This window comes from Pseudomonas sp. B611 (genome assembly GCF_055407965.1).
Genome location: NZ_JBUZST010000001.1, coordinates 438,314 through 463,813, shown reverse-complemented (window position 1 = coordinate 463,813; position 25,500 = coordinate 438,314). Strand labels below are relative to the sequence as shown.

13 protein-coding genes and 1 pseudogene are annotated in these 25,500 nt (G+C 62.7%); 7 read left to right on the top strand and 7 right to left on the bottom strand.

Going from position 1 to position 25,500, the window contains the following annotated elements:
• Nucleotides 1-18: 18 nt before the first annotated feature.
• Entirely contained in the window at nt 19-6,531 is a 6,513-nt protein-coding gene (locus tag ACZRMO_RS02155) for an NEL-type E3 ubiquitin ligase domain-containing protein (RefSeq protein ID WP_463971747.1), read from the top strand.
• 3 nt (nt 6,532-6,534) lie between these two features.
• Here the strand turns inward: ACZRMO_RS02155 and ACZRMO_RS02150 are convergent, their stop codons facing one another.
• Entirely contained in the window at nt 6,535-7,953 is a 1,419-nt protein-coding gene (locus tag ACZRMO_RS02150; RefSeq protein WP_463971746.1) for an amino acid permease, read from the bottom strand.
• Between the two features lie 293 nt (nt 7,954-8,246).
• Between ACZRMO_RS02150 and ACZRMO_RS02145 the strand changes: the two genes are divergently transcribed.
• The 4 genes and pseudogenes from ACZRMO_RS02145 (at nt 8,247) to ACZRMO_RS02130 (ending at nt 17,389) form a co-directional block, all read left to right on the top strand.
• Complete coding sequence (locus ACZRMO_RS02145; protein WP_463971745.1) at nt 8,247-11,366, top strand: transglycosylase domain-containing protein; 3,120 nt, start codon at nt 8,247-8,249, stop codon at nt 11,364-11,366.
• A gap of 172 nt (nt 11,367-11,538) precedes the next feature.
• The gene (locus tag ACZRMO_RS02140) at nt 11,539-12,477 is read left to right on the top strand and encodes a tyrosinase family protein (RefSeq protein WP_463971744.1); all 939 of its coding nucleotides are present in this window, start codon (nt 11,539-11,541) and stop codon (nt 12,475-12,477) included.
• Between the two features lie 70 nt (nt 12,478-12,547).
• Nucleotides 12,548-13,471, top strand: a pseudogene (locus ACZRMO_RS02135) (dermonecrotic toxin domain-containing protein); the annotation flags it as partial.
• A 1,116-nt stretch (nt 13,472-14,587) separates the two neighbouring features.
• Nucleotides 14,588-17,389 carry an NEL-type E3 ubiquitin ligase domain-containing protein gene (locus ACZRMO_RS02130; RefSeq protein WP_463972119.1) on the top strand — a complete coding sequence of 934 codons (2,802 nt, stop codon included), beginning with the start codon at nt 14,588-14,590 and terminating at the stop codon, nt 17,387-17,389.
• Nucleotides 17,390-17,392: 3 nt separating this feature from the next.
• Here the strand turns inward: ACZRMO_RS02130 and ACZRMO_RS02125 are convergent, their stop codons facing one another.
• The 5 genes from ACZRMO_RS02125 to ACZRMO_RS02105 all read right to left on the bottom strand — a co-directional run bounded on the left by ACZRMO_RS02125 (nt 17,393) and on the right by ACZRMO_RS02105 (nt 23,058).
• Nucleotides 17,393-18,631 (bottom strand): hypothetical protein, encoded by a 1,239-nt coding sequence (locus tag ACZRMO_RS02125; RefSeq protein ID WP_463971743.1) that lies wholly within the window; start codon nt 18,629-18,631, stop codon nt 17,393-17,395.
• Nucleotides 18,631-19,122 (bottom strand): CS1 type fimbrial major subunit, encoded by a 492-nt coding sequence (locus ACZRMO_RS02120; RefSeq protein ID WP_463971742.1) that lies wholly within the window; start codon nt 19,120-19,122, stop codon nt 18,631-18,633. Before ACZRMO_RS02120 ends, ACZRMO_RS02125 begins: the two co-directional genes overlap by 1 nt.
• Before the next feature lie 30 nt (nt 19,123-19,152).
• On the bottom strand, nt 19,153-19,893 hold the full coding sequence (locus ACZRMO_RS02115) for a molecular chaperone (RefSeq protein ID WP_463971741.1): 741 nt from the start codon (nt 19,891-19,893) through the stop codon (nt 19,153-19,155).
• A gap of 29 nt (nt 19,894-19,922) precedes the next feature.
• Nucleotides 19,923-22,445 carry a CS1-pili formation C-terminal domain-containing protein gene (locus ACZRMO_RS02110; RefSeq protein WP_463971740.1) on the bottom strand — a complete coding sequence of 841 codons (2,523 nt, stop codon included), beginning with the start codon at nt 22,443-22,445 and terminating at the stop codon, nt 19,923-19,925.
• A gap of 115 nt (nt 22,446-22,560) precedes the next feature.
• Nucleotides 22,561-23,058 (bottom strand): CS1 type fimbrial major subunit, encoded by a 498-nt coding sequence (locus ACZRMO_RS02105; protein WP_463971739.1) that lies wholly within the window; start codon nt 23,056-23,058, stop codon nt 22,561-22,563.
• Between the two features lie 466 nt (nt 23,059-23,524).
• Between ACZRMO_RS02105 and ACZRMO_RS02100 the strand changes: the two genes are divergently transcribed.
• Nucleotides 23,525-24,052: a PadR family transcriptional regulator gene (locus ACZRMO_RS02100; RefSeq protein WP_463971738.1), complete on the top strand. Its 528-nt coding sequence runs from the start codon at nt 23,525-23,527 to the stop codon at nt 24,050-24,052.
• A complete protein-coding gene (locus ACZRMO_RS02095; RefSeq protein ID WP_463971737.1) occupies nt 24,049-24,816 on the top strand; it encodes a siderophore-interacting protein in 768 nt (255 codons plus the stop codon). Before ACZRMO_RS02100 ends, ACZRMO_RS02095 begins: the two co-directional genes overlap by 4 nt.
• Nucleotides 24,817-24,869: 53 nt before the next feature.
• On the opposite strand, the gene ACZRMO_RS02090 is transcribed toward ACZRMO_RS02095, so the two are convergent.
• Nucleotides 24,870-25,496, bottom strand: coding sequence for a Pr6Pr family membrane protein (locus ACZRMO_RS02090; protein ID WP_463971736.1), 627 nt, complete (start codon nt 25,494-25,496; stop codon nt 24,870-24,872).
• Between the last annotated feature and the right edge of the window lie 4 nt (nt 25,497-25,500).

Below are 25,500 nucleotides of genomic sequence, written 5' to 3'. Positions count from 1 at the left end.
CGTGAAAGGACATGGCCCATGCCTACCCACCTACTGCTCAATGGATTGTCGGGCAACCTGCAATCCAGTGAATCCTGGGCGCGTCAGCAAGCCCTGGAGATGATCCGCACCAACCTGGCGCGGACGATGAGCAGCCTGACCCTGCCACAGCAGCGCGATTACGTCAGGCTGCAACGCGAAGCCCACCTCGCCCTCAAGGCGGTGGATGCGCAAAACAACACCTTCCTTCAGGCGTTCGAGACCGAGGGGGTGGGCCAGTTGCGCGACAAACTCGGTGGTCTCGACCCGCAAGCCATCTACCTGCACACCCGCTATCTGGAAGAGCAACAACCGCCACTGCCGTGGGAACCCAGGGCCAGCAAGCTCAGGCTTGGCGCCTCGTTGCGACGGTTTCGCCGGGCCTACGATGAGTGGAAATACCGCGCCCACATTTCCACCCTGTCGCTGTGGGAAGCCGCGTGCCTGAACTTCGATTTCGCCACCCAGCAGCCGCAGGCCTCGGGGCATACCTTCGTGCATGCGTCCTACCTCAGCGGCGCTGAACAGTCGAAGCTGACGGTCAGCGAATTTATCCAGATAGCCCGCGACCTCGACCTCGGCGGCCAACTGCACACCCGCCTGCAGGGTGCCCTCGGCGAAGGCAGCACACTGCAGAAGCTGCTGCACGCCAGCACCCAGGCGTGCCTGCGTTTCGAAGCCTTGGAGGCCTACCGCAACCGCGCCGTCACCGGCGTGACCCGTGCGCACTATGACAGCCTGGTCGGCGCCATCGACGGCAACGGCCCGGCGCTGGCGTTCGAGACGCTGGGCATGAGTACCGGCATCACCCTACTGCCTGCCGTGCCCTTCGTGCCCTCCGGGGAAACGGTCCCGGTGCCGCTGCTGGTGATCCGGGTGGGCAGTCGCGAGGTGTTGTCATATTTTCCGTTTCGCCCGGGCGGGGCCTTTCGCCTGCATACCGACAGCCGGCAAGCAGCGGCCGACTTTCTCAAGCAACTCAAGGACAGCCACGCCAACGGCGACCTCGGCTGGTTCGCCCGGCAATTGCCGATGACCCAGATGCACGGTTTCAAGCAGTTGCTCAAGGACGCACCACGCCCGGTAGGCCTGAGCCCTGCCGCAGGGTTCCTGTACGACACCTTCCACCGCCTGTTCCCGCAACGCACCCTCGACAACCTGCGCTTCACCCCCGACCCCAAGCACGGCCGAGCGGAAACCCTGGTACAAGCCTGCACCTACCGCGAAGTGCAGCGATATCAGGCCAACCTTGCCACCCTGGCCACACGCCGCTCGGAACGTGACCTGCAAGCCGTCATCGACGGCGCCGCAGCGATTGGCCAGGAAATCCTGGAATTTCTGCTCACCCCCATGCCCGGCGGCGTGACCGGCCTGAACCGCGTGATGCAGGCCGCGATGTTTGGCAGCCTCGCCTACAGCGTGATCGTGGGCATCAACCAGGCCGCCCGGGGCGAGGCCAACGAGTTCGCCGCAGCCCTGGCGGACAGTGTCGACCTGGCCGTCAACAGTTTGCTGATCACCACCGCCGGCCGCGTGCATCGCCTGCGCATCGAACACTTACTGCACCGACTGGGCAACCCGCGAAAAATGCCCAAGGCCGATGGCACTCATTGGCTGTGGAAACCGGATATCGGCCCCTACGCGATCCTCGACCAGCACCTGCTCGACGGCCAGATCGCCAACCCCCAGGGCGTGTTCAAGGTCGACAGCCGCCAATACGCCTGGCTGCAACAGAACGGCCAGCGCTGCGTGGTAGAGGTCAGCTACGACACCAAGCTGATGCGTTTTGTGCTCAAGCTGGAAAACGGCAGCCCGCTCACGCCACCGATCCTGTTCGATCCGGCGATCCAGGCCTGGACCCTCGACCTGCACAACGCCCACACCCTCTCCGATATTCAACTGGCCGAACGCATGCTGCCCAATGGCTCCTCCGCCGTACCGCGCGTCGATATGGAAATGATGCTGCGCAGCACCGCCACCGAGCGCGCCATCCTGGACCTGGTGTGGAGCGGCCAGGCGGCGCCGGTCACCTTGATCGAAGGCGTGCGCCGCCTGCAGGCCGACCAGGTGATCGAACAGTTGATCAAGGACTTTCACCGTCGCGGCCACATGCCGCCCCATGCCGACGGCTCGGTGCTCTGCCTGCTGACCCAGGTACCTGCCTGGCCGACTGACGTGCGGATCAACGTGCATAACCAGCACGGCAGACTGATCGAAAGCTATGCCGCCGCCGACAATGGCCTTACCCACCGCATCGAACTGATGCGCCGCGATGACGGTACCTACAGTCGCCTGACGGACCCTGCTTCCAGCGTGCCGGCCCAGGAGCAACTGTTCGAGTTGATCCTCGAAGCACAACCTGCCAGCTCGCTGCTCGGCAGGGAAGGCAGCCCGCACCTCACGACCGCCCAGCGTATTGCGCGGATCCGCCTGCAGATCAGCGAGCTGGCACGGACGCGACGCCTGGCCCTGTTCAGCGCCATGACCCGCTACCACGGCTACACCCGCGCCGAGCTGGCGGTGGATGACCGCACCCGCGACCTGCTGCCGATGCAGGTCGCTCCGCCGCTAGTGAGCGTGACCCCAGTGTTGAAGAACCTGCGCGAACGCTTCCCGCCGCTGACACCCGCCAACGTGCAACAACTGCTGCTGCGCACGCCCTTGGACAGCCACGAGCAAACCGCTTTCCTGCGCAACGGCAGCCTGCCGGACGCAGTGCGCGACAACCTCGAACACCATCGTACCGCGTTACGCATCGACGCCGTGATCGACGGCCTCTACCACCCCAGGGCCTTCAGCCCCGACACCGACCTGTGGGCCAGGGAGTTCACTGCCAGCCTGCTGCTCAATACCTTCGAGCGCCACTTCGTGGTCACCGACATGAGCAGCGGCATGGCACGCGATCGCTACGTACCCAGCGGACCGGACGACACCACCGTGGAGCTGCTGCATTACGGCGGGGGCCGCTATGAGGCCTACGACATGCGCAACGCCGGGCCGATTCCGGTATCGCCGGACGTCGACAGTTTCTACCTGGCCGTGGGGTCGGTGCTGCAACCGGACGAACGCCTGCAATTGGGCATGACCAGCGCCAGTGACGCCAAAGGCCTGCGCAAGACCCTCGGCGACCTGATGAGTGCCCGCCGCAGCCCCGAAGGCCAAGTGAGCCTGTTGGATCAATCCCTGGGCCAATACGAACAGAGCGTGATCCTGCCCCATGATCTCAAGCCCGACGCCCAAGGCATCTATGAATGGGAAGGCCAGCAGTTACTGCCGCTGTATGGCTCGCTTTACCCGATCACCTTCGACCAGCGCCTGCGCCTGTGGCGGCTCAAACACCCGGAAAAAGTCGGCGTCGACACCCCGCGCCTGGCCCACAACCATCGCGGCGCGTGGCGCCTGGCCAGTGAAAACCCCATGGCCTGGGACGATCACCGGCTGTTCTATCGCCTGGGTCCGGAGAACTTTAACGTCGACCAACCGACCGCCACGCACATCCTGCGCATCACCGACACCCCCGCCAGCGCCTTGCGTGATGTGCACAGCAACAGCCTGCCCCCGCCACCGCTGCTGCTCGACACCAGCAAGCGCTTTCGCATCGAGCGGGAGATCCTGCAGTTCATCAAGGCCATGACGGTGTATTCCGCCACGCGCAACGCACGACCGTCCCTGCAATTGCTGTTGATGAGCAATATGCCCAACTGGCCGGACAGCCACGCGCTGGAGATCGTTGGCAGCGACGGACGTGCCAGCCGCTACCCGAGCCGCAGTTCGGCCGACGCCGCCATCATCCGCCTGAGCGAAGAGGAAAGCCGTGGCCTGGAACCGCTGAAAAACATTGCCTTGAACGACACCGTCTGCCGCGCGCTGCTGGGTGAACTGCCTGCCACCCAGCAAGAGCGGCTGTTCAAACTCTCGAAGAAAATCGCCGAGCATGCCTGGCGTGAACGCGCCCAGTTGTTCGACATTCTCTATACCCAGACTGAACGCGGTAACACGGCGTTGGAGCGTCGCCTGCAACGGCATTTTCCGGCGTTGCCCCTCAGCGCGATCACCGCCCTGCTCGATCATTCAAGCCCCGGAGAACTCAAGCGCTTGCACGAGGACGATCAAGTCAGCCTGCGCGTCGCCGAACAGGCGCGGCTCACCGCCAACGATGCGCGTCTGAACCGCGCCTACGAGGGCCTATACCTGGAAACCCCGGCCAACCCCGACAGCGAAAAAATCATCCTGCACCTGCTCAAGGACCTGCCGCACTGGCCCATCAACCTGCGTGTGGACATCCGCGATGCCAGCCTGGGCGGCAACCTGCTGCACAGTGCCGGCCAGCCCAGCGGCATCGACCGCCGCAGCCTGGTCAAGATCGACGGCGGCTACCAGGCCTACGACCGCGATGGCACGTTACTCAATGAACCAGCCGACAGCACCAGCAGCCTGCTGGGTGCCGTGAACCTGGTGCTGACCGATGGCGAGCGCAGCGCCCTGGGCCTGGATGGCAGCGACGACCTGGCACCGCTGCGGCACGCCATCGCCGACCTGGCCCTGGGCCAACGGGTCGCGATCAAGAACCTGCTCGGTGTGCCTCATATACCGTTTTGGTTGCAGCCGCCGATGTCGGTCAACAGCTCGTTCCAGGCTTACCCGTTTTCCCTGCGCAACGTCTGGCCGTTCGGTGGTCACCAGCCGGTGGACCTGGTCAAGAAAGTCCAGGAGATCTACACCAGTTTCAGCGACGCCAAGGCCCGCGACCTGATCGACGCCCTGGGCCTCAGCGAGCCGGCGGCCCTGCTCGAACTGGAGCGGCGCAAGGCCGAGTACCAGTCGTTGAAATACGCCCTGGGTCGCTGGGTCGAGACGCCGCAGCCCGTGGACGATCCCGCCACCGACCCGGTGGGCTGGAACTACGGCGTACGGCGTAACCTGTCCGAACAAATCCTCAAGGCCTGGCGCCAGGAAACCCACCTGGCCTATGACAGTGACACCGGGCTGTTCGACACGCACCACCTGAAGCTGCGCCTGGGCGGCAACAACCTGCCCGACCCGGACTTTATCCTCGGCACCCGCGCCTTCGAACACATTGAATCCCTGCGGATCGACGGTGATGAATTCCCCGCCACCGGGGACGCGTTTCTCAGCAAATTCGCCGGTCTCACGCACCTTAGAATCGACTGCATGCTCGACGCATTGCCCCCCAGCATCAGCCAGATGAAGCAGTTGAAAAACCTCGACTTGACCGACAACGCGATTGTGCTCAACGAGCCCTCTCGCCTCGGACTGGCGGGGTTGACCCGGCTGGACGGCCTCTATCTGGACGGCAACCCCCTGGGCCTGACACCTGACGTTTCACGCATGCCGCACCTGAGGGTGCTGTCGCTGCGCCAGACCAACATCGACCAGTGGCCCATCGGCGCCGAGACCCGCAGCAGCCTGCGCAGCCTGTTGCTGCAGGAAAACCGCCTGACCACGATTCCCGACGCGGTGTACACCGACGTGCGCATGGGCCCCACCAACCGCAACACGATCCTGCATGACAACCCGCTGAGCGACGACACCCTGGCCAGGATTCGCGCCTATCGCGAGCGCACCGGTATCGTGCTGGGCGGAGCACTGCCAGGCATTACGCACCAGCCGGCGTTGCATACCGATGTCACGCACTGGATGGCCGGCGTGCCGATGCAACAACAGACTCAGCGTCAGACCCTGTGGCAGCAACTGCAACGCAGCGAAGGCGCCAGCCCCGACGATGCCTTCAGGGTGCTGCGCGACCTGACCCAGTCCTGGGCCTATCGACGCAACGCCGCCACCCGACAAGCGTTGACCGCCCGAGTCTGGGTGCTGCTCGAGGCGATGGGCGAGTCCACACAACTGCGCGAGCGGGTATTTCTCAACACCTATGTCGCCGGGACCTGCGGCGACGGCGCGATCCTGGCGTTTATCAATATGGAGATCGAGCACAAAGTGCACAGGGCCCGCAGCCAGGCCGGAAGCAACCAGGCCGACCGCGAATTGCTCGCCCTGGCGAAAAGCCTGTTTTATCTGCGGGAGGTGGATCGGCTGGCCGAGGAGCGCATCGAGCGCCTGCACCAGGAAGGCATTGAACCTGACGAAGCCGAAGTGACGCTTCACTACCGCACGCAATTGCGCACGGACTTCAATTTGCCGATCGGCGCCGAACAGATGCTCTACAGCGCGGAACAGTGGGTGACCGAGCAGGACATCACCGACGCCCGCACCCAGTTGCAGGCCCTGGGCCGTACCCAGGCGCAGCAAAATGCCTTACTGATGGAAGAATTCTGGATCGAGTACCTGACCCAGAGCTATCCGGAACCGTTCTCGGTGATCGAAAACGTGATCCGCCAGCAGCTCAACAACCTGAACCAGGAAGTGGCGGACCGGCGTTCGGACGAATACCTGGAGCGCCGCCAATCCCTGGTCGAACTGGAGATTGCCGAACGTAACCGCCTGGTGCGCCAGTTGACCGAGGAGGCACAACTGGCGCAACAGGCGCACTGAGCACTACGCTGGACGCGTGGCGCGCTGGGCAGCGTTCAAGGGTTGCAGCTTGAACACGTAAAACAACACGGTCAGCAGCACCAGGAAGGCCGGCCCCACATACAGCGCCACGCGGGTATCCGGGAAGTAGGCCATCAGGCCGACGACCAGTACCAGGAAGGCCAGGGCCAGGTACGAACTCACCGGGTACAGCCACATGCGGTACTTGAGCCCTGCCTGCTCGGCCGGGCTCAGGCTCTTACGGAACTTGAGCTGGGCCAGCAGGATCATCAGCCAGGTCCAGATCGCGCCAAAGGTGGCGATGGAAGTCACCCAGACAAACACCTGGTCTGGCACCAGATAGTTCAGCAGCACGCCCAGCAACAACGCGAAGATCGACAACAGCAGCGCCTTGCGCGGTACGCCATTACTCGAGGTGGTGCCGAAGGTGGCCGGTGCCTGGCCGTTCTGCGCCAGGCTGTAGAGCATGCGCCCGGTGCTGAAGATGCCGCCATTGCAGGAGGACAGCGCGGCGGTGATCACCACGAAGTTGATGATGCCCGCAGCAGTCTTGATCCCAAGGCGCTCGAACGTCATCACGAACGGGCTGCCCTGGGTGCCGATTTCATTCCACGGGTAGATCGACAGAATCACGAACAACGCGCCGACGTAGAACAGCAGGATGCGCCAGAACACCGAGCCGATGGCACTGGGGATGGTCTTCTGTGGGTTCTTCGCTTCACCGGCGGTGAGGCCGATCATCTCGACGCCCAGGTAGGCGAACATCACCATTTGCAGCGACATCAAAACGCCTTGCACCCCGTTGGGCATGAAGCCGCCGTGGGTCCACAGGTTGGAAATGCCCAGCGCCACGCCATCGTTGCCAAAGCCAAACGCGATGATGCCGACGCCGCCGATGACCATGGCAATGATCGTGACGATCTTGATCAGCGCGAACCAGAACTCGAATTCACCGAACGCCTTCACGGCGATCAAGTTGATCGTGCCCATACTGATCAAGGCGGCCAGGGCCCAGATCCAGCGAGGCGTGTCGGGGAACCACACGCCCATATACACGGCAACGGCGGTGATCTCCGCAACGCAGGTCACCAGCCACAGGAACCAGTAGTTCCAACCGGTGAGAAAGCCCGCCAGCGGGCCGAGATAGTCTTGCGCGTAACGGCTGAACGAACCGGCGACGGGGTTGTGCACGGCCATCTCGCCGAGGGCGCGCATGATCACCAGGATCGCCAGGCCGCCGATGATGTACGACAGCATGATCGCCGGGCCGGCCATTTCAATGGCCTTGGCCGAGCCGAGGAACAGGCCGACACCGATGCAGGCACCGAGGGCCATCAGGCGAATGTGCCGTTCACCGAGTTCGCGTTTGAGCGGGCCGCCTTGAGCGGTCTCGCCGTGGGGCAGTGGGTTGCCGACGGGCATAGGGGTACAACCTCATTTTGTTATTGGAATGCCCGCCATCGAGCAATGTCGGCGGGGCGTGCAGTATAAAAAGCCGGAGTCAGGGTCATTCACTATAAATAAGGCTCTATTTAGTTAAAGAACCCGCAATAACGTGATTTTACAGGAGCATCTTACCTGCCTGGGGCGACCAAAGGTCACACTACCCTTGCTGAAAATCTCCTACAAACAAAACAGATTTCCCTCACACACAGCCCCCAGCGACTAAGCTTCAGGCAAGTCCGATCAATCTGCGTGTTCAGGATCAATCGACTATGGGCGCACTGTGGCAAACCGACTCGACCAAGGCTGCGAAAGTACAAGGCAGTTCGGACCCAGCGCCGTCACCCGAAAATAAACCCAGGCCCCGATACGGCCGCCGCCTGTTCTGGCTGATCGTGATAATGGCTTTGGTCGCCTTGGGTTTTGCCACCGCCAAGGAGATGCGGACCTCGCGCTTGCAGGCTCAGGAACTCAGCCGCCTGGCCCGCAACCTGACCTATCAGGTCAAGCCCGGCCCCAGCGATGCCATTGTCTATCCCGGTGCCGGCCCGTTCGACCGGCGCCTGGGCTACAGCGACCTCGATACCTTCCTGCCGCGCCTGCTCAAGCGCGGTTATGTGATCGAGGCCCAGGCGCATTTTTCCAAGGCGTTGATGGACTACAGCGCCAAGGGCCTGTTTGTGCCGTATGTGGAAAAAATCCAGGCCGGGCTGTCGATCACCGATTGCCGCGCCGTGCCGCTGTACCAGTACAACTATCCACAACAACTCTATGCCAGTTTCGCGGCCATCCCGCCCCTGGTGACCCAGAGTTTGCTGTTCATCGAAAACCGCGAGCTGCTCGACCCCGCCCAACCCCAGGCCAACCCTGCCGTGGACTGGCCGCGTTTCGCCAAGGCCGCCTGGTCGCAGGTTGCCAAGCTGCTGCACCTGCCCGGCCAGAGCGCCGGCGGCAGCACCCTCGCCACCCAACTGGAGAAATACCGCCACTCGCCGGACGGCCTGACGTTGTCGGGTGGCGAGAAACTGCGGCAGATGTTTTCCGCCGCCGTACGCGCTTACCACACCGGGCCCGACACCCTAACGGCGCGGCAGAACATCCTGCGCGACTACCTCAACAGCGTGCCGCTGTCAGCGGTGCCCGGCCATGGCGAAGTGCACGGCATGGCTGAGGGGCTGCGGGTGTGGTATGGCGCCGACTTCAACCGGGTCAACCAGGCGCTGCTCGGTCCGGTGAGTGCCGAGCAAGGCTTGGCGCTGCGCGAAGTGCTGTCACTGATCATTGCCCAGCGACGCCCGTCCCATTACCTGACCAAGGGTCGCGATGAACTGGTGCAACTTACCGACAGCCACCTGCGCCTGCTGGCCCAGAACGGCGTGATCGAACCGGCGCTGCTCAAGGCGGCACTGGCAAGCAAGGTCACCTACCGCGACTGGGTACAACAACCCACGGTGCAACCGATCGAAACCAACAAGGGCATCAGCGTGGCGCGCAGCCGCCTCGCCGCCCTGCTCGACCGGCCGCTGTACGACCTGGACCGCCTGGACCTCTCGGCCACCAGCACCCTGCAAGCGCAACTGCAGGGCCAGGTCAGCGACTACCTCAAGCACCTCGCCGACCCCGAGTACGCACGCCAGATCGGCCTGCTCGGCGAGCGCTTGCTGACCCCCACCAGCACCGCCCAGGTACGCTACAGCTTCACCTTGTTCGAACTGACTCCGGACGGCTCGCGGGTGCGCGTGCAAACCGACAACACCGACCAACCCTTCGACATCAATGAAGGCAGCAAGCTGGAACTGGGCTCCACCGCCAAGCTGCGGGTGCTCACCACCTACCTGCAAATCATCAGCGAGCTGCACGCCAAATACGCCGCCCAGACCCCGGCCGAGCTGAAAAAAGCCAGCGTGGATGAACAGGACCGTCTGAGCCGCTGGGCCGTCGACTACCTGATCCAGGCGCCGGACAAATCCCTCGCCAAGATGCTCGACGCCGCCCTCGACCGCACCTACTCGGCCAGCCCCGGCGAGCGTTTCTTCACCGGCGGCGGCCTGCACACCTTCCATAACTTCCGCAGCCAGGACAACGGCCGCAGCCCGACCCTGCGCGATGCGTTGCGCGAGTCGATCAACCTGCCATTCATTCGCCTGATGCGCGATGTGGTGCGCTACGTCACCTACTCCGGCGAGAACAACAGCGCCGAGCTGCTCAAGGACGACAAGGACCCGCGCCGCCAGGAATACCTCGCCGGTTTCGCCGACCGCGAAGGCACCACCTTCCTGCTCAAGTTCTGGAAGAAGTACCAGAAGAAAGACACCCAGGCGCGCCTCGACACCTTCCTCGACAGCCTGCACCCTACGCCGATCCGCCTGGCCGCCGTGCATCGCTACCTACTGCCCAACGCCAGCGAGGAGAGCTTCAACCTGTTCGTGCGCTCACATATGACGGGCGTCCAGAGCCCGATCAAACTCACCGACGAACGCCTGGAAAAACTCTACAAAGACTACGGCCCCGGCGCCTACGACCTGCCCGACCAAGGCTATATCGCCAAGGTCCATCCGCTGGACCTGTGGTTGTTGGGCTACCTGCTCAACCATCCCGACGCGACCTTCACCGACGCCGTCAAGGCCAGCCAGTTCGAACGCCAGGAGGTCTACAGTTGGCTGTTCAAGAGTCGCCACCAAAGCGCGCGGGACAGCCGTATCCGCACCATGCTGGAGATCGAGGCGTTCCTGGAGATTCATCAGCGCTGGAAAGCCGTGGGGTATCCCTTCGACCACCTGGTGCCGTCGCTGGCAACCGCCATCGGCAGCTCCGGCGACCGCCCGGCGGCGTTGGCGGAACTGATGGGCATCATCCTCAATGACGGCGTACGCCCCAAAGTACTACGCATCGACACGCTGCACTTCGCCGCCGGGACACCGTACGAAACCCAAGTGGTCAACGACCCGGCACCCGGCAAGCAGGTGATCCCGGTGGAAGTGGCCAGGGCGTTGCGCGGAGCCTTGTCCCAGGTGGTGGACGCCGGCACCGCCAAACGCGTCGCCGGCAGTTTCAAGCTCGCCGACGGCACGCCGCTGGCCATGGGCGGCAAGACCGGCACCGGCGACAACCGTATCGAGGCGATTGGTGCCGGAGGACGCATCCTCAGTTCCAAATCCATCAACCGCACCGCGACCTTTGTGTTTTACCTGGGCGAGCACCACTTCGGCACACTGACTGCGTTTGTGCCCGGCCAGTCCGCCGAGCACTTCACCTTCACTTCGGCGTTGCCGGTGCAGGTACTCAAGGGCATGGCGCCGATCCTGATGCCGTATCTGCAGCCGGGGAGCCAGACCCTGTGTGCACCACTGGCTTCAGTCAACACTGAAAAACAGGCGGCGCGACTCCACTAGTCCTCTCACGACGTGATAGCCATTGACTGTCGTACCACCCGCAGAACTATCACTGCGGCCTACCCCGCAGGTCCTGACGTTCCGACGAACCCTGCTGCCTTGGTTGATATCGCCTGCCGGTGCAACGCGCCTAGAGTCATCCTGCATTCATATCAAGTAAGGGATTGTTTAAATGGACATCAGAGTCAACCACCGGCACATGAGCCGTGAGCAAAAAGACGCCTTCGTCGACGCAATACTGCTGCTGAAAAACGACGTGGACAGCGTCCTGCGCCCAGGCCGGCAACGGCGCTATGACGACTTCGTCCAAGTACACAAAAATGCCATGGGCGGTGACGAACAGTTTTCCCCGATGCCCCACCGCAGCCCGTTGTTTTTCCCCTGGCACCGGGTATTTCTGCGCCAGTTCGAACGCGCCTTGCAGTCCGCCGCCAACAACCCAGCAATCACGCTGCCATTCTGGGACTGGTCAATGGCCGGCCCCAATGATCCGTTCACCGCAAACTTCATGGGTGGCAATGGAGATAGCGGGCAAAACAACCGCGTCACCACAGGCCCTTTTACGCTACAACGAGGGAGGTTCGAGGTGCGAATCTGGGACCTTGACCTCGGTGATCCGGGGCTGCGACGTGACTTCGGCGCAGAGGCAGGTGCGCACCTGCCCGACGCCAACCTGATTGCCACGGCAATGAACAAGGTGCCTTATTCGCCTGGGCCAGACAGTTGGGTCAACTTTGCCGAAGGCATGCTGCATGACCCGGTACATCGTTGGATCGGTGGGAACATGTGGTTCCCGACCTCGCCCAACGATCCGATATTTTTCCTGCACCACTGCCACCTGGATTTGTTGTGGGAACGCTGGCAGCGTCAGCATCCCACCACGGCCCCTTATATGCCGGCCGCAGAGCAACCGGGGTTCGACCTCGACGCCACACTCGTCTTCAACGCCCCAGGCAACCTTGCGCCTTGGGAAGGTAACTGGACCGTCAGGGATTGCCTGACCACCGAACCGCTCGACTACACCTATGGCCTGTTCAGCGCCACGATAAACACCTGCGTGCCGCTGCCGACGACCTGTTCACCTACTCAGGAAGAGGCCACCACCTCATAACTAAGTAACCCCAGGGGCGAAGTTCGCACCTTAGGCTGATGGCCTTGTTTTCAAATCAAGGTCATTCGCCATGCAGCCGTCCCAACCGTCCACAGGCGCTCACTACTCGCTGATCAAACAAAAAATACCGCCCTGGCTACTGAACACCTCCGTGAGCAGGGCCGAGGCGTTACGTGCCACGCCACTGGCTATCGCACCCTGGCATGCCAACGCGACCACCGGCCTGCGCCAGGCCAACGCCCGTGCCTGGACCACTCAGAACGACGTTGATGCCCGCCTGCATGCCATCCAGGATGTGTACGGTTTTGCCGCGCCGCTGCTGAGTCAAGCGCTGACGGAACGGTATGGTCTGCACGACAGTGTCAAGGACACTTACCTGTACCTGCACACCGCCACGGGCACTGTGCTCAAGGGCAGCACCAGCCGCACGGTGTCACTGTTGGACGCCGCGTTGCACAACTTTGCCCGCAGCGAAACCTTCAGCGACAGCTCTTGCTACATCAGCCGCCCCAACGCCCGTGGCCACTTCGACATCAAGCCGCTCACGTCGCGCATCAGCATCGAGCAGTTCGTGCGCCTGTGCCGTGAGCTGGACCTTGGCGCCCGTTACCAGAGGCACCTGCAAACCCACCTGATGGGGCCGGACCTGCAACCTGCCGTCATCGCCAGCCAAAAGGCCGCCCTCGACGCGGCAGCGCACATGGCCCTGGCCCGGCAGGACATCAGCGCGGCCAGCTTCCACCAAGTGCAACGCACCCTGCGCGGCGAACGCGGGGTGATGCAGTTTTATGCGCTGCGGATGCACGACACCGTACTGACCGGGCCACTGTTGATTGCAGCGGACTTGGACAAGGCCCGCGCCAACGTACCCATCACCGTCTACCTGCCCCACGATTCACAGGCACCGCTCAAGGACTACCCGAGTATCCCGGCGTTCATGGACGCGCTGAATGCCCGCCTCAAAAGCACCGATTACCGCCGCGACTTCAGCCAGTTCGTCGACCAGCAACAGCGCGGGCATTTCTTCTCCGCGCTGCAACAGGGCCGACGCGTGACCTACGGCACGCACCGCATCGAGCGCGACCTATGGCCCTGGCGCTACCAGCAGGCCCTCGACAAGATCTTCAATGACGCCCGCGAGCGGGCGGTGTCCACCGCCGACAGCGACAGCCGCGCGCGCTGGGCCTGGTGGGACAACGTCAGCAAAATCCTCGACGAACTGCTCAACGTCGTGTTGCTGGTGGTCACGCCCTTCGTGCCCTTCCTCGGCGAGCTGATGCTGGCCTACACCGCCTACCAGTTGCTGGATGAAGTGGTCGAAGGCGTGGTCGATCTTGCCGAGGGTCAAGCACTGGAAGCCACCGCGCACCTGGTGGGCGTGGTCAGCGATGTGGTGCAACTGGGCGCTCTCGGCGTCGCCGGCAAGCTGGTGCCATCGGCCTTTATCGACCAGCTCAAGCCGGTCAAGGTCAACGGCCATACCCGCCTGTGGAACCCGGACCTGCGCCCCTACGCCTTGCAGGATGAACCCGCGCCTGGCGCCCGCGATGCCTTGGGCCTGCACCAGCAGCAAACCCGTCTGACCCTGGCCGGCATGCACTACGCGGTGCAACGGGATGCCAACGACACCTTTCGCATCCAGCACCCCACCCGCCCCGAAGCCTACGCGCCGCGACTGGACCACAACGGCGACGGCGCCTGGCGCCATGAGGGGGAAGACCCGCGCAGTTGGGACGACGCCACGCTGCTGCGGCGCCTGGGACACTCGCTGGATCACTTCAGCGACGCCCAACTGGAACAGGCCCGCGTCATCAGCGCCACCGAATCCGGCACCTTGCGCGCCGTGCATGCGGATAACAATGCCCCACCGCCGCTGCTGATGGACAGCCTCAAGCGCCTGCGCCTCAACGACGAGGCACAGCGCCTACCCGATCACCTGCGGGCCGGCAAAGCAGTGGATCAGGACACTTACTGGAGCCCGCACATGGCCACCGAATTGCCGGGCTGGCCGGCGGACCAGGCCATCGATGTGTACGAAGACGCCAGCCTCAGCGGCAGCCACCAGCGCTACGGCGCCAGCGATGCGCGCCAAGCCCTGGCTATCAGCCGCATGGCCTTGAACGAAGGCAAGCTCGCCGAGCGCCTGGTGGACAGCCTCGATGAGCGCCATTTACACGCGCTGCTGCCCACCGTGCCCGCTGCGCGTACCGAGCGCATCCAGGCCTTGCGTGAACACCTCGCCGATCAACTTGCGGCTCGCCACCGCGCGGTGTTCGACTACCTCTACGGCCACGACGATCTGCTCAACAGCGCCGACGGTGTGCAGGTTCGCAGCGTCGCACCGGACCTGCCGGCGAGCGCGGTGACGACGCTGCTGGCCGAGGCACGGCCCGCTGAACGGGCCACCCTGCGCGACGAAAACCGCGTGCCGCTGCGCCTCGCCCAGCAGGCCCGAGAGCTGGCCGAAGATGCTCGCCAAGCCCGTGCCCAGGAGGGGTTGCACCTGCCACAGCTGTTTCACATCGACAGCGAACGCCTGATCATCAATACCCTGAAATGGCACACCGACGCCTTCGGCGACCTGCGCCTGGAAGTGCGCGAACACAGCCGCAGCGGCCACCTGCGTTGCTCGGCCGGGCCGGAAGAGGCCGCCACCGTACAGGTGCTGGTGCGGGATGAAAACGCCCGCTACCGCCTTGCATCGAACGCCGCCACAGACTTCTACAGTGCGGTGTTGCAGGCTTTACCCGCCGCACAGCGCGAGCGTTTCAGCGATGGCGACGGCTTACGCCGCTGGGTCATCGAGCGAACGCAGACCCAGGAGGCACGTCGCAATGTGCTGCTCGACCCAACGCCAGCGCGACGGGAAACCCAGCGGCTGGTGCAACGCCCGCGCTTCAAGTGGGTAAGCCGGCTGCTCAGCGGGTCGCCGCCTTCCGTGGAGCAACGGGTCCGAGCGCTGTACCCGAGGCTGCGGGGCGAGCGCCTGAACGCCAAGGTCCAGCAATTGGACACGGTTGAGGGCCGCCAGGCCCTGGCCATTCTGGAAACCGAAAAAAAGACCTTGATCGAAGACCTCGACACCTGGATTCAAGCCCCCACTCGCTGGCACGGCGGTAACCTGCGCGCGCGGGAAGACGAACGCCTGACTCGGACACGCTTGAAAACCGCCTTGTGCCAGGCGTGGGAAAACAGCGCCAGCGGTTATGTGGACTACTACGGTGTGCGCCACCCCGGCAGCCACCTGGACCTGGAAGGTTGGCCCTTGGGCAGCCATCTGCACGCCAATACGGCGCCCCGTTCGCCTTTTCCCTTCGTCACCAGCCTGAGCCTCGTCGACAGCAACTTCGGCGACGAACAGGCCGCGTTTCTCGACCTGTTTCCCAACCTGGTCGCCCTGGAGTTGGCCGGCAACCACCTGACCCGCCTGCCCCACGCCATCAGCGCCATGCCGCACCTGAGCCTGCTCGGCTTGGGCAACAACCCGCTGCGCTGGAACCCCGCACGGCTGGCGCGATTGAGCAGCCTCACCCACCTGCGCGCCCTGGACCTGTCCCACAACCGGCGCCTGACCACCCCCCCGGACGTCGGCGCGATGCGTCACTTGCGCGAGTTGTACCTGGCCAACACTGGCATTCGCGAATGGCCCGAGGGCCTGTTCGAGCACACCCGCTCGTCGCACTTTCACCTTGACCTGCAAAACACCACCATCGACCACGTGCCGCAATTTCTGCCCTGGCAACCCGAGGCCGACCTCGTAGCGCGCACCCGCCTGGACCGCAACCGCCTTACCCTGGAGAACGAGGAACGCATGGTCAGCTACCGCCTCGCCTCTGGTCTCGACCCCTATCGCCACTACCCGCCCAGGGGGCTGCAAGACAGTGCTTTCTGGCTGCGTGGCCTGAGCGATGCAGCGCGCGCGCAGCGCCAGCAACAGTGGGACGAACTGGAGCAGGAACACAATTCCCAGGGCTTTTTTGAAGTGCTGCGCGGCTTGCAGCCACCGGACTATTTCGAAAACCTTGTCGACCAGGCTGACTACAACCGCAACCGCGCCGAACTGACCGCCAACGTATGGCGCATGCTCGACGCGATCCACGCCGACGAACCGCTGCGCCGACGCTTTTTCGTGATGGCCGGCCAACCCGGTAACTGTGCCGACGCCAGCGCGCAGATCTTCAACAACCTGGGCGTGCAGACGCTGCTGCATGAAACCTGGCTTGAGCAGCCCTTGCTCACCCCGCAGGCATTCACTCACCAGTTGGCCAATCTGGCTCGCCAAGTCTGCCGGCTGAACGCGGTGACTGCGCTGGCCGAGGATGAAGTCGCACGACGCATCGCCGCCCCCGAACTGGGCGGCCTAGGCCTGCGCCTGAGTACCGATGTGCTTGACGGCGTACCGGGTACGGTGGATGAGGTGCAGGTGCACGCGGCCTACCAGACCGGCCTCAAGCACTCATTGGACCTGCCTTGGCTCGCCAGTCACATGGTCTACCGCGAAACCGCCGACGTTGACGCCGCCATGCTCGAACGCGCCTACCACGAGGTACTGCGTGGCGAGCGCGGCGACGGGCTGGCCGACCGCATGCTGGAAGTGTCGTTCTGGGAAGACTATTTGCATGTCAATCACGCCGAGGCGCTGGCGAGCAACCTTGCGTACTTTCAGCAGCAGTCCGGGCTGGTGGACGATTTGCAGCAAGCCCAGCACGCCTGGGCCAAGGCCGAAGGCACCGCCAAACAGGCGCTGCGCCCGGCCGTGCAAGCCCTGGCCGATACACTGGGCCTGCCCCACAACCGCGTGTTTACCGAAGAACCCATGAGCGACCTGACCTACAAGCGCTTGCAGGATGACCTGGCGGCACGCAAGCAGGCACTCGCCCGCCAGTTGACGCGCCAGGCGCTGAACGCTTGAGGCTCACACCTGCGAATCCCACACCACTGTGACCGCGCCGGAGTAGGTGCTGCCATTGCCCTGTTCCAGCATCTGCGATACGCCGTCGGCCTTGACCTCGAAATGCAGGGTGCTGGGTTTGCGGTCCACGTAGCGGCTCGGCTGGAACAGCTCGGTGCCGCTGCCATCGCGCCGCAGCGGCAGACGATTGACCGGGCGGTTGGCGCTGTCGGTCAAGCCCGGCGGCAAGGTCACGGCGACATCCAGCGGCACTTGATGGCCGGCGGGGTTGCGCACGCTGCAGGTGTTACCCATGGGGTCGCCGCATTCCAGGGTCATCTTGAACGGCGAGCTGGTCCACAGGTTGACGGTCTGGTCACGGGCGAGGCGCGTCGGTTTGCGGCCATTTTGCAACCAGGCCTGCCAGCCGCCCTGGGGTTCGAGCTGGATACGGTTGCCGCCGGGGGGGACTTCGACTTTGAGGATGTGGTCGACGTCCAGGATGAAATCCAGGATGGCAAGATTGTCGTGGGGTACCACGAAATCCCCGAAATCAAAGTCCATCCCCGCCCCCACGGTGTAAGTCTGACGACCACGATAAATACCAGCCGGCATTGCCAGCGGATTGGGCGTGCGCAGTTCATAGCCGAAGTGAATATAGCGATACTCAAACCGAGGTATATCAAACAAGGCTTGCGTAGCACACGCACCTGCGTTTTCCGGGACCAGCCAAAACCAAAGGATGTAATAGTTTGTTCCGTTCAACCCGCCGGTGGGCAAACAGGGCGCCGGTGCTTTATGCCAGCGACCGGTACTCCACAGATTTTCATGATTACCGCCACCTGTAATCGAACTGATATTGCCGTACAAATCGTGTCGGCCACCAATGCCGGATATGCGAACTTCCAACTCTGCCGTATCTCCATTTTCGTTAGTGACTGAAACCGTGCGCCACTCCGAGGGCACCTTCAAATAAGCCCCCTGACGAGGGTCACTATGGTTTGCGGTTACGGGTCGGCCGGTGGTCTGTGGTAACGGCCCCAGCGGCAGATTGAGACTGAACCACCCGCGTGCTTTACAGAGCGTGATAAACGTTTCGCAATAACCACTGCTGGGAGTCACGTTATTAAACCGATTAACCATCGGGTTCGATGGATCGGGACGAAATTCGGCACGGATTTCTGCAAACCCCGCAAAAGCCGTCCCGGCCATCAGCGCAAGCACCGCACCGCACGCCAGCCGTGCGCTCCTGAAAATCTTCATCAATGACTCCCCGGCGCAAGCGCATCAAACACCATATGAACCGTGCCGAAATAATCCCCCGGCTGGTAATCGTCCGCCGGTTTGATCGCGGCAATTTCCAGGGCCACGCGCTTGCCGGCGTTGGCGTCCAGGCGGGAGACCACCTCCGTGGCGCTGAGGCTCAATGGCTGATTGTTGAAGGTCACCCGCAGGTCGACACGGTCACGGCCATTGAACAGGTAGGCTTCCTCAGCCAGCCGCGCAGCGATGGCACCGCCGATGTTTTTCACGTCGAACTGCGCCCGTAACGGGCTCAGCTGCGAGGACACCGGGTTGTAGGCCAGGTGTTGTTCGCGCTGCACCAGCAGCGGGTCGACGGGCAACACAAAAAACTCAGGGGTGGGGATTTGCACGAACACCTCGAAGGTTTCCCGCTCCACGGCAGCGTGGGAAACGGAGCTGGCGAGCGTGCCGGCGATCAGTAAAGCGGCGTAGGCCTGTGTCTTGAACATCGTTTTTACCTCGGACGGAACCGCCAGGGCTCAGCCCTTGACCTCGATTGTTTTTTTCGCGTCGCCTTCGATCAGCTTGAAGCGGTATTCCCGCCCCGCTTGTTTGTCAAAGCCAAACGAGCGCCCGGCCATCACGTGGTGCCTGACTGTGGGGCGGCAGTCCTGCGGGTTGCCGACGGCGCAGTCCTTGAATTCATCGACCACCACCACACTGTTGCCCTGATTGCGCAGGGCGTAGCGCTGAGCCTGGTTGTCGAGGGTGGTATCGAAGCGGGTCTTGCTGGGGCGCACGAAAAACACCGTGCCGTAGCCAGCCAGCACCCGCACGCCGGCAGCGAGGCTTTGCTTGTACTCCTCGCGCTCCTCTTCACTCACGGCGAACTCGTCTTCGCTCTGGGGCACCACCGGTACAAAGCGCACGCGGAAATAACGCTCCTTGTCGCGGTTGCCCATGAACAACAGGCGCGTGCCCTGGGTACCGTTGGCCGCCACGATCAGCCGCGCCGGGCTGGCCATCAGGCCATCCCGGGCGACCGCACCGGCCTGCTCCTGCAGGGGCACTTCGGAGTAGTTGCCGTCCTTGTCGTAGATCATCTCGAGGATATTGACCTTGACGAAGGCGGTGGAGGTACCGCCGTTGAACACCCGTTTCATGTAGGTGCTCTTGCCGGCGTCCAGGTAGTCGTAGACCACACCGACATTGATCTGCGGCCCGGCCTGGGCCACGTGGGAAAACAACAGGGCAGCGCCCAGAATCCAGATACGTTTCATTGTTGCAACCTCGTGAGTCGAAGGGGGGGTCAACCGGCGGTTGGCGTGCCCTGTAACGCGTCGGCCAGGGTGTCCGGGGTGCAGCGCAGGTCGCCGATCATCAGTACATCGCTTTCCTGGCGCGCCTGGCCGGGGTCCACGCGGAACTGACAGAGCAGCCGGTTGGCGTAGCGCACTTCCAGGGTCGGGGCGCCGGTGGTCATTTCCATGGAGAAGAACCCGTCCACTTCGCTGACCCCACGGCTGGCGTGATTGATCACGTGATGCCCCTTGAGCGGCTTGCCCTGGGCGTCAAGCAGGCGACCGAGCACTGTGACGGTCTTCATCACGCTGATCTTGCGGTACTCCACGCCCCCCTTGTTCAGGTGGTAGTTGCTGCGTGTGGGTTGGATGTTGGCGGCGGGCGGGTGATTGCCCTCGAAGTCGAACGCCAGGGTGCTGCTCTTGTAGGCGGTGATCGGCACAAAGTTGCGGCCAGGGCGCAGGGTGGTGCTGCCGCCGGTGAGGTCATCGGCGCGCAGGGTGATGTCGTCCAGGTCGGTGTCCACATCAATGATCATCCCGGCACCCTGCCCCTGGGGTTGGCTGCTCAAGGCGACGGTACGGCCTCCCACGGCCACGGTGCTGCTGAGGTTGAGGCCGCCGCTGAAATCGTCATTGAACGAGGAGCGCTGTACAAACGCATCGCCATACACCGCGTCGGTCTGGAAGCTGCCGCGCCCCGACAGGCCGACGCCATAGGTATCAGCAATGGCGGTGGCGGAAACACTTTGCAGCGCGTGGTCTTCGAGGGTTTTCTGGTAAGTGAGCGAAGCATTGTTGTCGCGGCCGCCATCGCGGTCGGTGCGCGTGCCAAGGCTGGCTGACCATTGCTCGCCGGGGGCGCCGAGGGACAGGCTGACGCTGAGGTCGACGCCCCGGTTGCGCTTGTCACCGGTGGCAGCGGTGCCGGGACGGTCGAACACCGACAGGCGCCAGTTGGCGTCGCTGCCGAACAACTGCCCACGCTGGTTCCAGCCCAGGTCCAGCCCCAGGCCTTCGATGTTGCCTTGGCTGTAGGCCAGGCGCGAACTGATCGAGCTCTTGTTGCTCAGACGATGGTTGAGCGACAACGATGAGTTGCTGTTCTGGCCGATAAACGTCGTGCGGGGCCGCAAACGCGTACCGTCGGGCAGGACTTCATAGGTGCGGCGGGTGTCCAGCCAGCTGCGGTTGTGACTGAGGACCACACTGCCGTGCCCGTAGCTGTGCATGGCTTGCACGTCCATGCCGGTGCCGTGGTCCTGCGTCTGGTAGACGTTGGCATACAGGCTGCTGCTGTTGGCCAGGGTCCAGTCGACGGACACGCCGTTCTGCAATTTTTCGCGCACTTTGCGCGTGGACAGCCCGAGGATCACCCGGGGGTGGGCCAGGTAGTTGACGCCGGCGCCATAGGTCAGGAACCCAGTGGCCTGTTCGTCCCAGTTGCTGAACAACTTGCTTTCGCGACCGATAAAGCTGCTGTAGCGCCAACGCTCGTCAGCGTTACGCCAATTGTTGGGCTTATACACCAGCTCCTGGGTGGTGGCGGTGGTGCGGCCATCTTCGATCAGGCGCACCTCCACCGCATAGATGCCGCCGGGCAAGGGCCGGGTGTCGAGGGTTTGCAGGCCGGCAGCCACCGGTTGGCTGTTGATCAACAGGCCGTTGCGGTAAATCTCCACCGACGCCTGGCGGCTCGCAGTGACATGAATCGGGTACACGCTGGGCTTGGGATTGTTGATCAGCAGGCTGTCGGAACTGCCGTACATCACGCCCACGGCGGTATCAGGGTTGGCACCGAACGCGCGAATCTGCCGGGTAAGGCCGTCCGAACCGGGCATGAAATAGCCCAGGCGCAGGAAATTGCCTTGCATCTCCCGCTGGGTGTAAAGCTCGTGAACAGCGTGGTAGAGGGTGGTGTCGGTGCCGCCAAAACGCGACAGTTGCAGGTTGAGGGCCTGGGTCCAGTTGCCAAGACTGGAACTGGCCTCCAGGCCAAAACGGCCGCCAAGCTTTTCGTCCTGCCCCCCATTGAGGTTAAGTTGGTTATTGATAATCAGGCCGAGGCTGCCGGACTCAGGCTGGTCATAAAATTGTTTAATCTGGGCATTGCGCTCCACATTTTCAGTGAGGATCGACACCAGGGAATTTTCCAGGCTGTAGTGCACGGCCAGCCACTGCGATGGACAACTTCGCTCGCAACTTCCCAAGGGCAATCCTTGCTGCATTAGTTGCTGCAAGTTGTCCCGCTCACCGTTGGAAAACTTGCTGTCACCGGTGTCGGTGAATTCCAGCAAGGTCATCCGATCATCACGCCCTAATACAATCATGGCTTCGCCGAGAAACTGCTGGTCCAGTTCCACACGCACGGCCAGGGGTACATCAAAGAAGTGCTGTTCGAACTCGGCCGGCAGGCCCTGGGACTGGGACAGCAGGCTGCCCGGCGTGGCACCGGGGGCTACCGGTGCAGCCGACGCATGGGCACACAGCGCCAGCGCCAGCGCCGTCGCAATTGGCATCTTCGAAAACATGGACGGAATACTCGCAAATACAAACAGACAGGGCTGCTGAAAGAGCCGGCGGCTGGGCAGCAGCCGACCCTGGGTCACGTCTGCAGGGCCATCGCGGCCCTGCAGTGATGCCGGGTTATGGCGCCGCGCGCGGCACCGCGTCGAAAATCACGGTGTAGCTGGCGGTGTACAGGCCGTTTTGGGAATCCGTCGGCTTGGCCGGGGTGATGACCAGATCCGCCTGGGTACCTGGGGTGGATTGCGGGTCATCCACCACTTCCTGGGATGTGCCGGTCAGCACCACACCGTTGAAGGTGTTGGTCAGCGCGATGCTATTGCTGCCGTTGTACAGCGCAGCGGCGGTCGGGCCGCCTTCAATGTAGGCGTTGACCGAACCGTCGGTGTTTTTCACGTCAAAGGTGGCGCGCAGCGAACTCAACTCGCCGCTGACCGGGTTGTAGTTCATGGTCTCGTCTTTACCAAAGTTCGGGTCACGCGGTTGGGCGTGGAACTGCTTGGTCGGGATGTCGGCTTTGATGTTGATGGCGGTGCGCGCGCCATCGGCGGCGAAGGCCATGGAAGCCGTCATGGCAATGGCAGTCAACGGTGCTGCAACAGCGAGTTTCTTCAACATGGTGTGAATACCTGTCTTTTAAAAAAGATCTGAAAAGTGCGTGGTGTTCGACACTTTCCAACTAATTGCATTGAACAGGTCGGCGACCCGTTCAAGCCCGTCAAGTATTCGGTGCAACGCGTCGAAAATAAGCAGGGACTTTCGACTTATCGCGTAGCCATGTTACGGCGTGTGTCATAGGACAAATATGGCATTTTGCCCAAACTTTAATAATACCTGTAAGACATGGATTACCTGGCAACTAATGAGAATGATTCATCCCTACACCCGTCTGTAAGACGCCCACTACAACTCTCATCCCACCTTACTGTTTACTTGGTTATTCCGAGGCAGATAAGTTATTACCTTATTACTTGAGTATTTACTCTATATGACCGAAGAGCAGTTGACCGTTCGTCAGGACATCTTGCCCAAGCCATAAGATATATCTTACGTTATATCTAAACCTGCTCTGGAGCCCCTGACCATGAGAGACCATCCCCACAGCCGCGACGGCTTCGACCCACGCCGTGAACGCGGTGGCGGTCGCGGCCCGCGCGTCTTTGCGCCCGGCGACCTGAAACTGCTGCTGCCCGCGTTGATCGCCGAACAGCCGTGCCATGGCTATGACTTGATCCGCCGCATCGAAAGCCTGTTCGATGGCGCCTACACCCCAAGCCCCGGCGTGATCTACCCCACCTTGACCTTCCTGGAAGAGAGCGACCTGATTGTCGGCGACGCCGATGGCGGCAAAAAAAGCTACACAATCACCGACGCCGGTCGTCTCTTCTTGAGCGAGCAAGCCGTTGCGCTGGAGGGCGTGCGCATGCGCCTGGATGTGAGCAAGCGCTCATTGCGCGGCCACGACCGCCCGCCGGAAATTCACGAGGCGGTGCACAACCTGCGCCATGCCTTGCACTCGCACCACGGGCGCTGGAGCCCGGAAGAAATCGTTCGTGTCGCGGCGCTGCTCAACGGCACCGCTCAAGCCATTGCCGACGGGAAAGACCAATGAATACTCAAGTAATCCACCGCGTTAGCCACGAAATCAAACGCCGCCGCCTGCAAGTGCTGCGGGTGGTCGACATCACCCCGCGCATGCGCCGCATCACCCTGGGTGGGCCTGAGCTGGCGGGGTTTGTCAGCCTGGGCAGCGACGACCATATCAAACTGTTGTTCCCGCAGAATGCCGCCGAACAGGCCGCGCTGGACAGCCCGAGCTTCAGCATCAAGGGCGACGGCCCGCAACCAGCCATGCGCGACTACACGCCACGGCGCTTCGACCTGAGCATTGGCGAGTTGGACATTGATTTTGTGCTGCACGGCGATGGCCCCGCGTCGACGTGGGCCGATCAGGTTCAAGTCGGCCAGCACCTGTACATCGGCGGGCCACGGGGCTCGATGATCGTGCCGGACATATTCGACAGCTATCTGCTGATCGGCGACGAAACCGCCCTGCCCGCGATTGCGCGACGCCTGGACGAATTGCCGGCCGGGCGCACGGTGCTGGCGGTGATTGAGATTGCCGATGCGGCGGAAAAACAGGCGCTGAACAGCGCGGCCGATGTTGAGGTGATCTGGGTGATTCGTGGCCAGGATGACCTGGTGGAAACCGTGCGCAAGCTGACGCTGCCGAGTGGTTCGCTGTACAGCTTCGTGGCGACGGAAACCAAGTTGTCGCGCCAAGTGCGACGCGTGCTGCTCGACACGCATCAGGTCAACGAGGAGTTCCTCAAGGCCGTGGGCTACTGGCGAGCGGAAGGCAGCGAAGAAGAGTAACTCTCTGAGGAAGAGTAACCCCTGTGGGAGCGGGCTTGCCCGCTCCCACACTTTTAAGCCCGTGGTGATTTCAAGGATTTATCCAGACCCACCACCGCTAAAGCAATCAGCACAAACCCCACCAGAATCCCCCCGGCATTCACAAACACGTGTGGATAACCGAGGCTGTCCACATCAATGAACGGGTACTGATACTGCCCCAGCAAATGCCCACGCAGCAGCACATAGGCGAAGTACACCAGCGGGTAAACCACCCAGGCGCCGATGTGCTTGAGCTGCAAAGTACCCTTGGGCACGCACCGCCACCAGTAGATCAAAAACAGCACCGGCATCACGTCGTGGAGCAGTTCGTCGGCGATGAATTGAAAGCCTTCCGGCTGCCACAAATGCCGCAGCAACAGGCTGTACGCCAGCCCAACCACGGCGATGCTTACGGCAATGCCACTGCTGACCTTGGGCGCGAGGAAAAACCGCTTCACCGCCGAATCACGCCTGACCAGCGCATAACTCAACACCACCACCGCCAAGGTATTGGTCAGTACCGTGAAGAAACTGAAGAAGTTGATCAACCCGCCCAACAAGCTGGCGCCGCTGGACCAGCGCGAATAGAAAATCAGGTATTGCTGGATTGCCAGCCCCGCCCAGCCGGCCAGCGCCGCTGCGGCCACAAAGCGCTTCACCGTC

What these genes read in the sequence shown, in the direction of transcription:
- ACZRMO_RS02155 (WP_463971747.1), top strand. Translation starts at nt 19, where the DNA reads ATGCCTACCCACCTACTGCTCAATGGATTGTCGGGCAACCTGCAATCC.
- ACZRMO_RS02150 (WP_463971746.1), bottom strand. Translation starts at nt 7,953, where the DNA reads ATGCCCGTCGGCAACCCACTGCCCCACGGCGAGACCGCTCAAGGCGGC.
- ACZRMO_RS02145 (WP_463971745.1), top strand. Translation starts at nt 8,247, where the DNA reads ATGGGCGCACTGTGGCAAACCGACTCGACCAAGGCTGCGAAAGTACAA.
- ACZRMO_RS02140 (WP_463971744.1), top strand. Translation starts at nt 11,539, where the DNA reads ATGGACATCAGAGTCAACCACCGGCACATGAGCCGTGAGCAAAAAGAC.
- ACZRMO_RS02130 (WP_463972119.1), top strand. Translation starts at nt 14,588, where the DNA reads ATGGCCTTGAACGAAGGCAAGCTCGCCGAGCGCCTGGTGGACAGCCTC.
- ACZRMO_RS02125 (WP_463971743.1), bottom strand. Translation starts at nt 18,631, where the DNA reads ATGAAGATTTTCAGGAGCGCACGGCTGGCGTGCGGTGCGGTGCTTGCG.
- ACZRMO_RS02120 (WP_463971742.1), bottom strand. Translation starts at nt 19,122, where the DNA reads ATGTTCAAGACACAGGCCTACGCCGCTTTACTGATCGCCGGCACGCTC.
- ACZRMO_RS02115 (WP_463971741.1), bottom strand. Translation starts at nt 19,893, where the DNA reads ATGAAACGTATCTGGATTCTGGGCGCTGCCCTGTTGTTTTCCCACGTG.
- ACZRMO_RS02110 (WP_463971740.1), bottom strand. Translation starts at nt 22,445, where the DNA reads ATGTTTTCGAAGATGCCAATTGCGACGGCGCTGGCGCTGGCGCTGTGT.
- ACZRMO_RS02105 (WP_463971739.1), bottom strand. Translation starts at nt 23,058, where the DNA reads ATGTTGAAGAAACTCGCTGTTGCAGCACCGTTGACTGCCATTGCCATG.
- ACZRMO_RS02100 (WP_463971738.1), top strand. Translation starts at nt 23,525, where the DNA reads ATGAGAGACCATCCCCACAGCCGCGACGGCTTCGACCCACGCCGTGAA.
- ACZRMO_RS02095 (WP_463971737.1), top strand. Translation starts at nt 24,049, where the DNA reads ATGAATACTCAAGTAATCCACCGCGTTAGCCACGAAATCAAACGCCGC.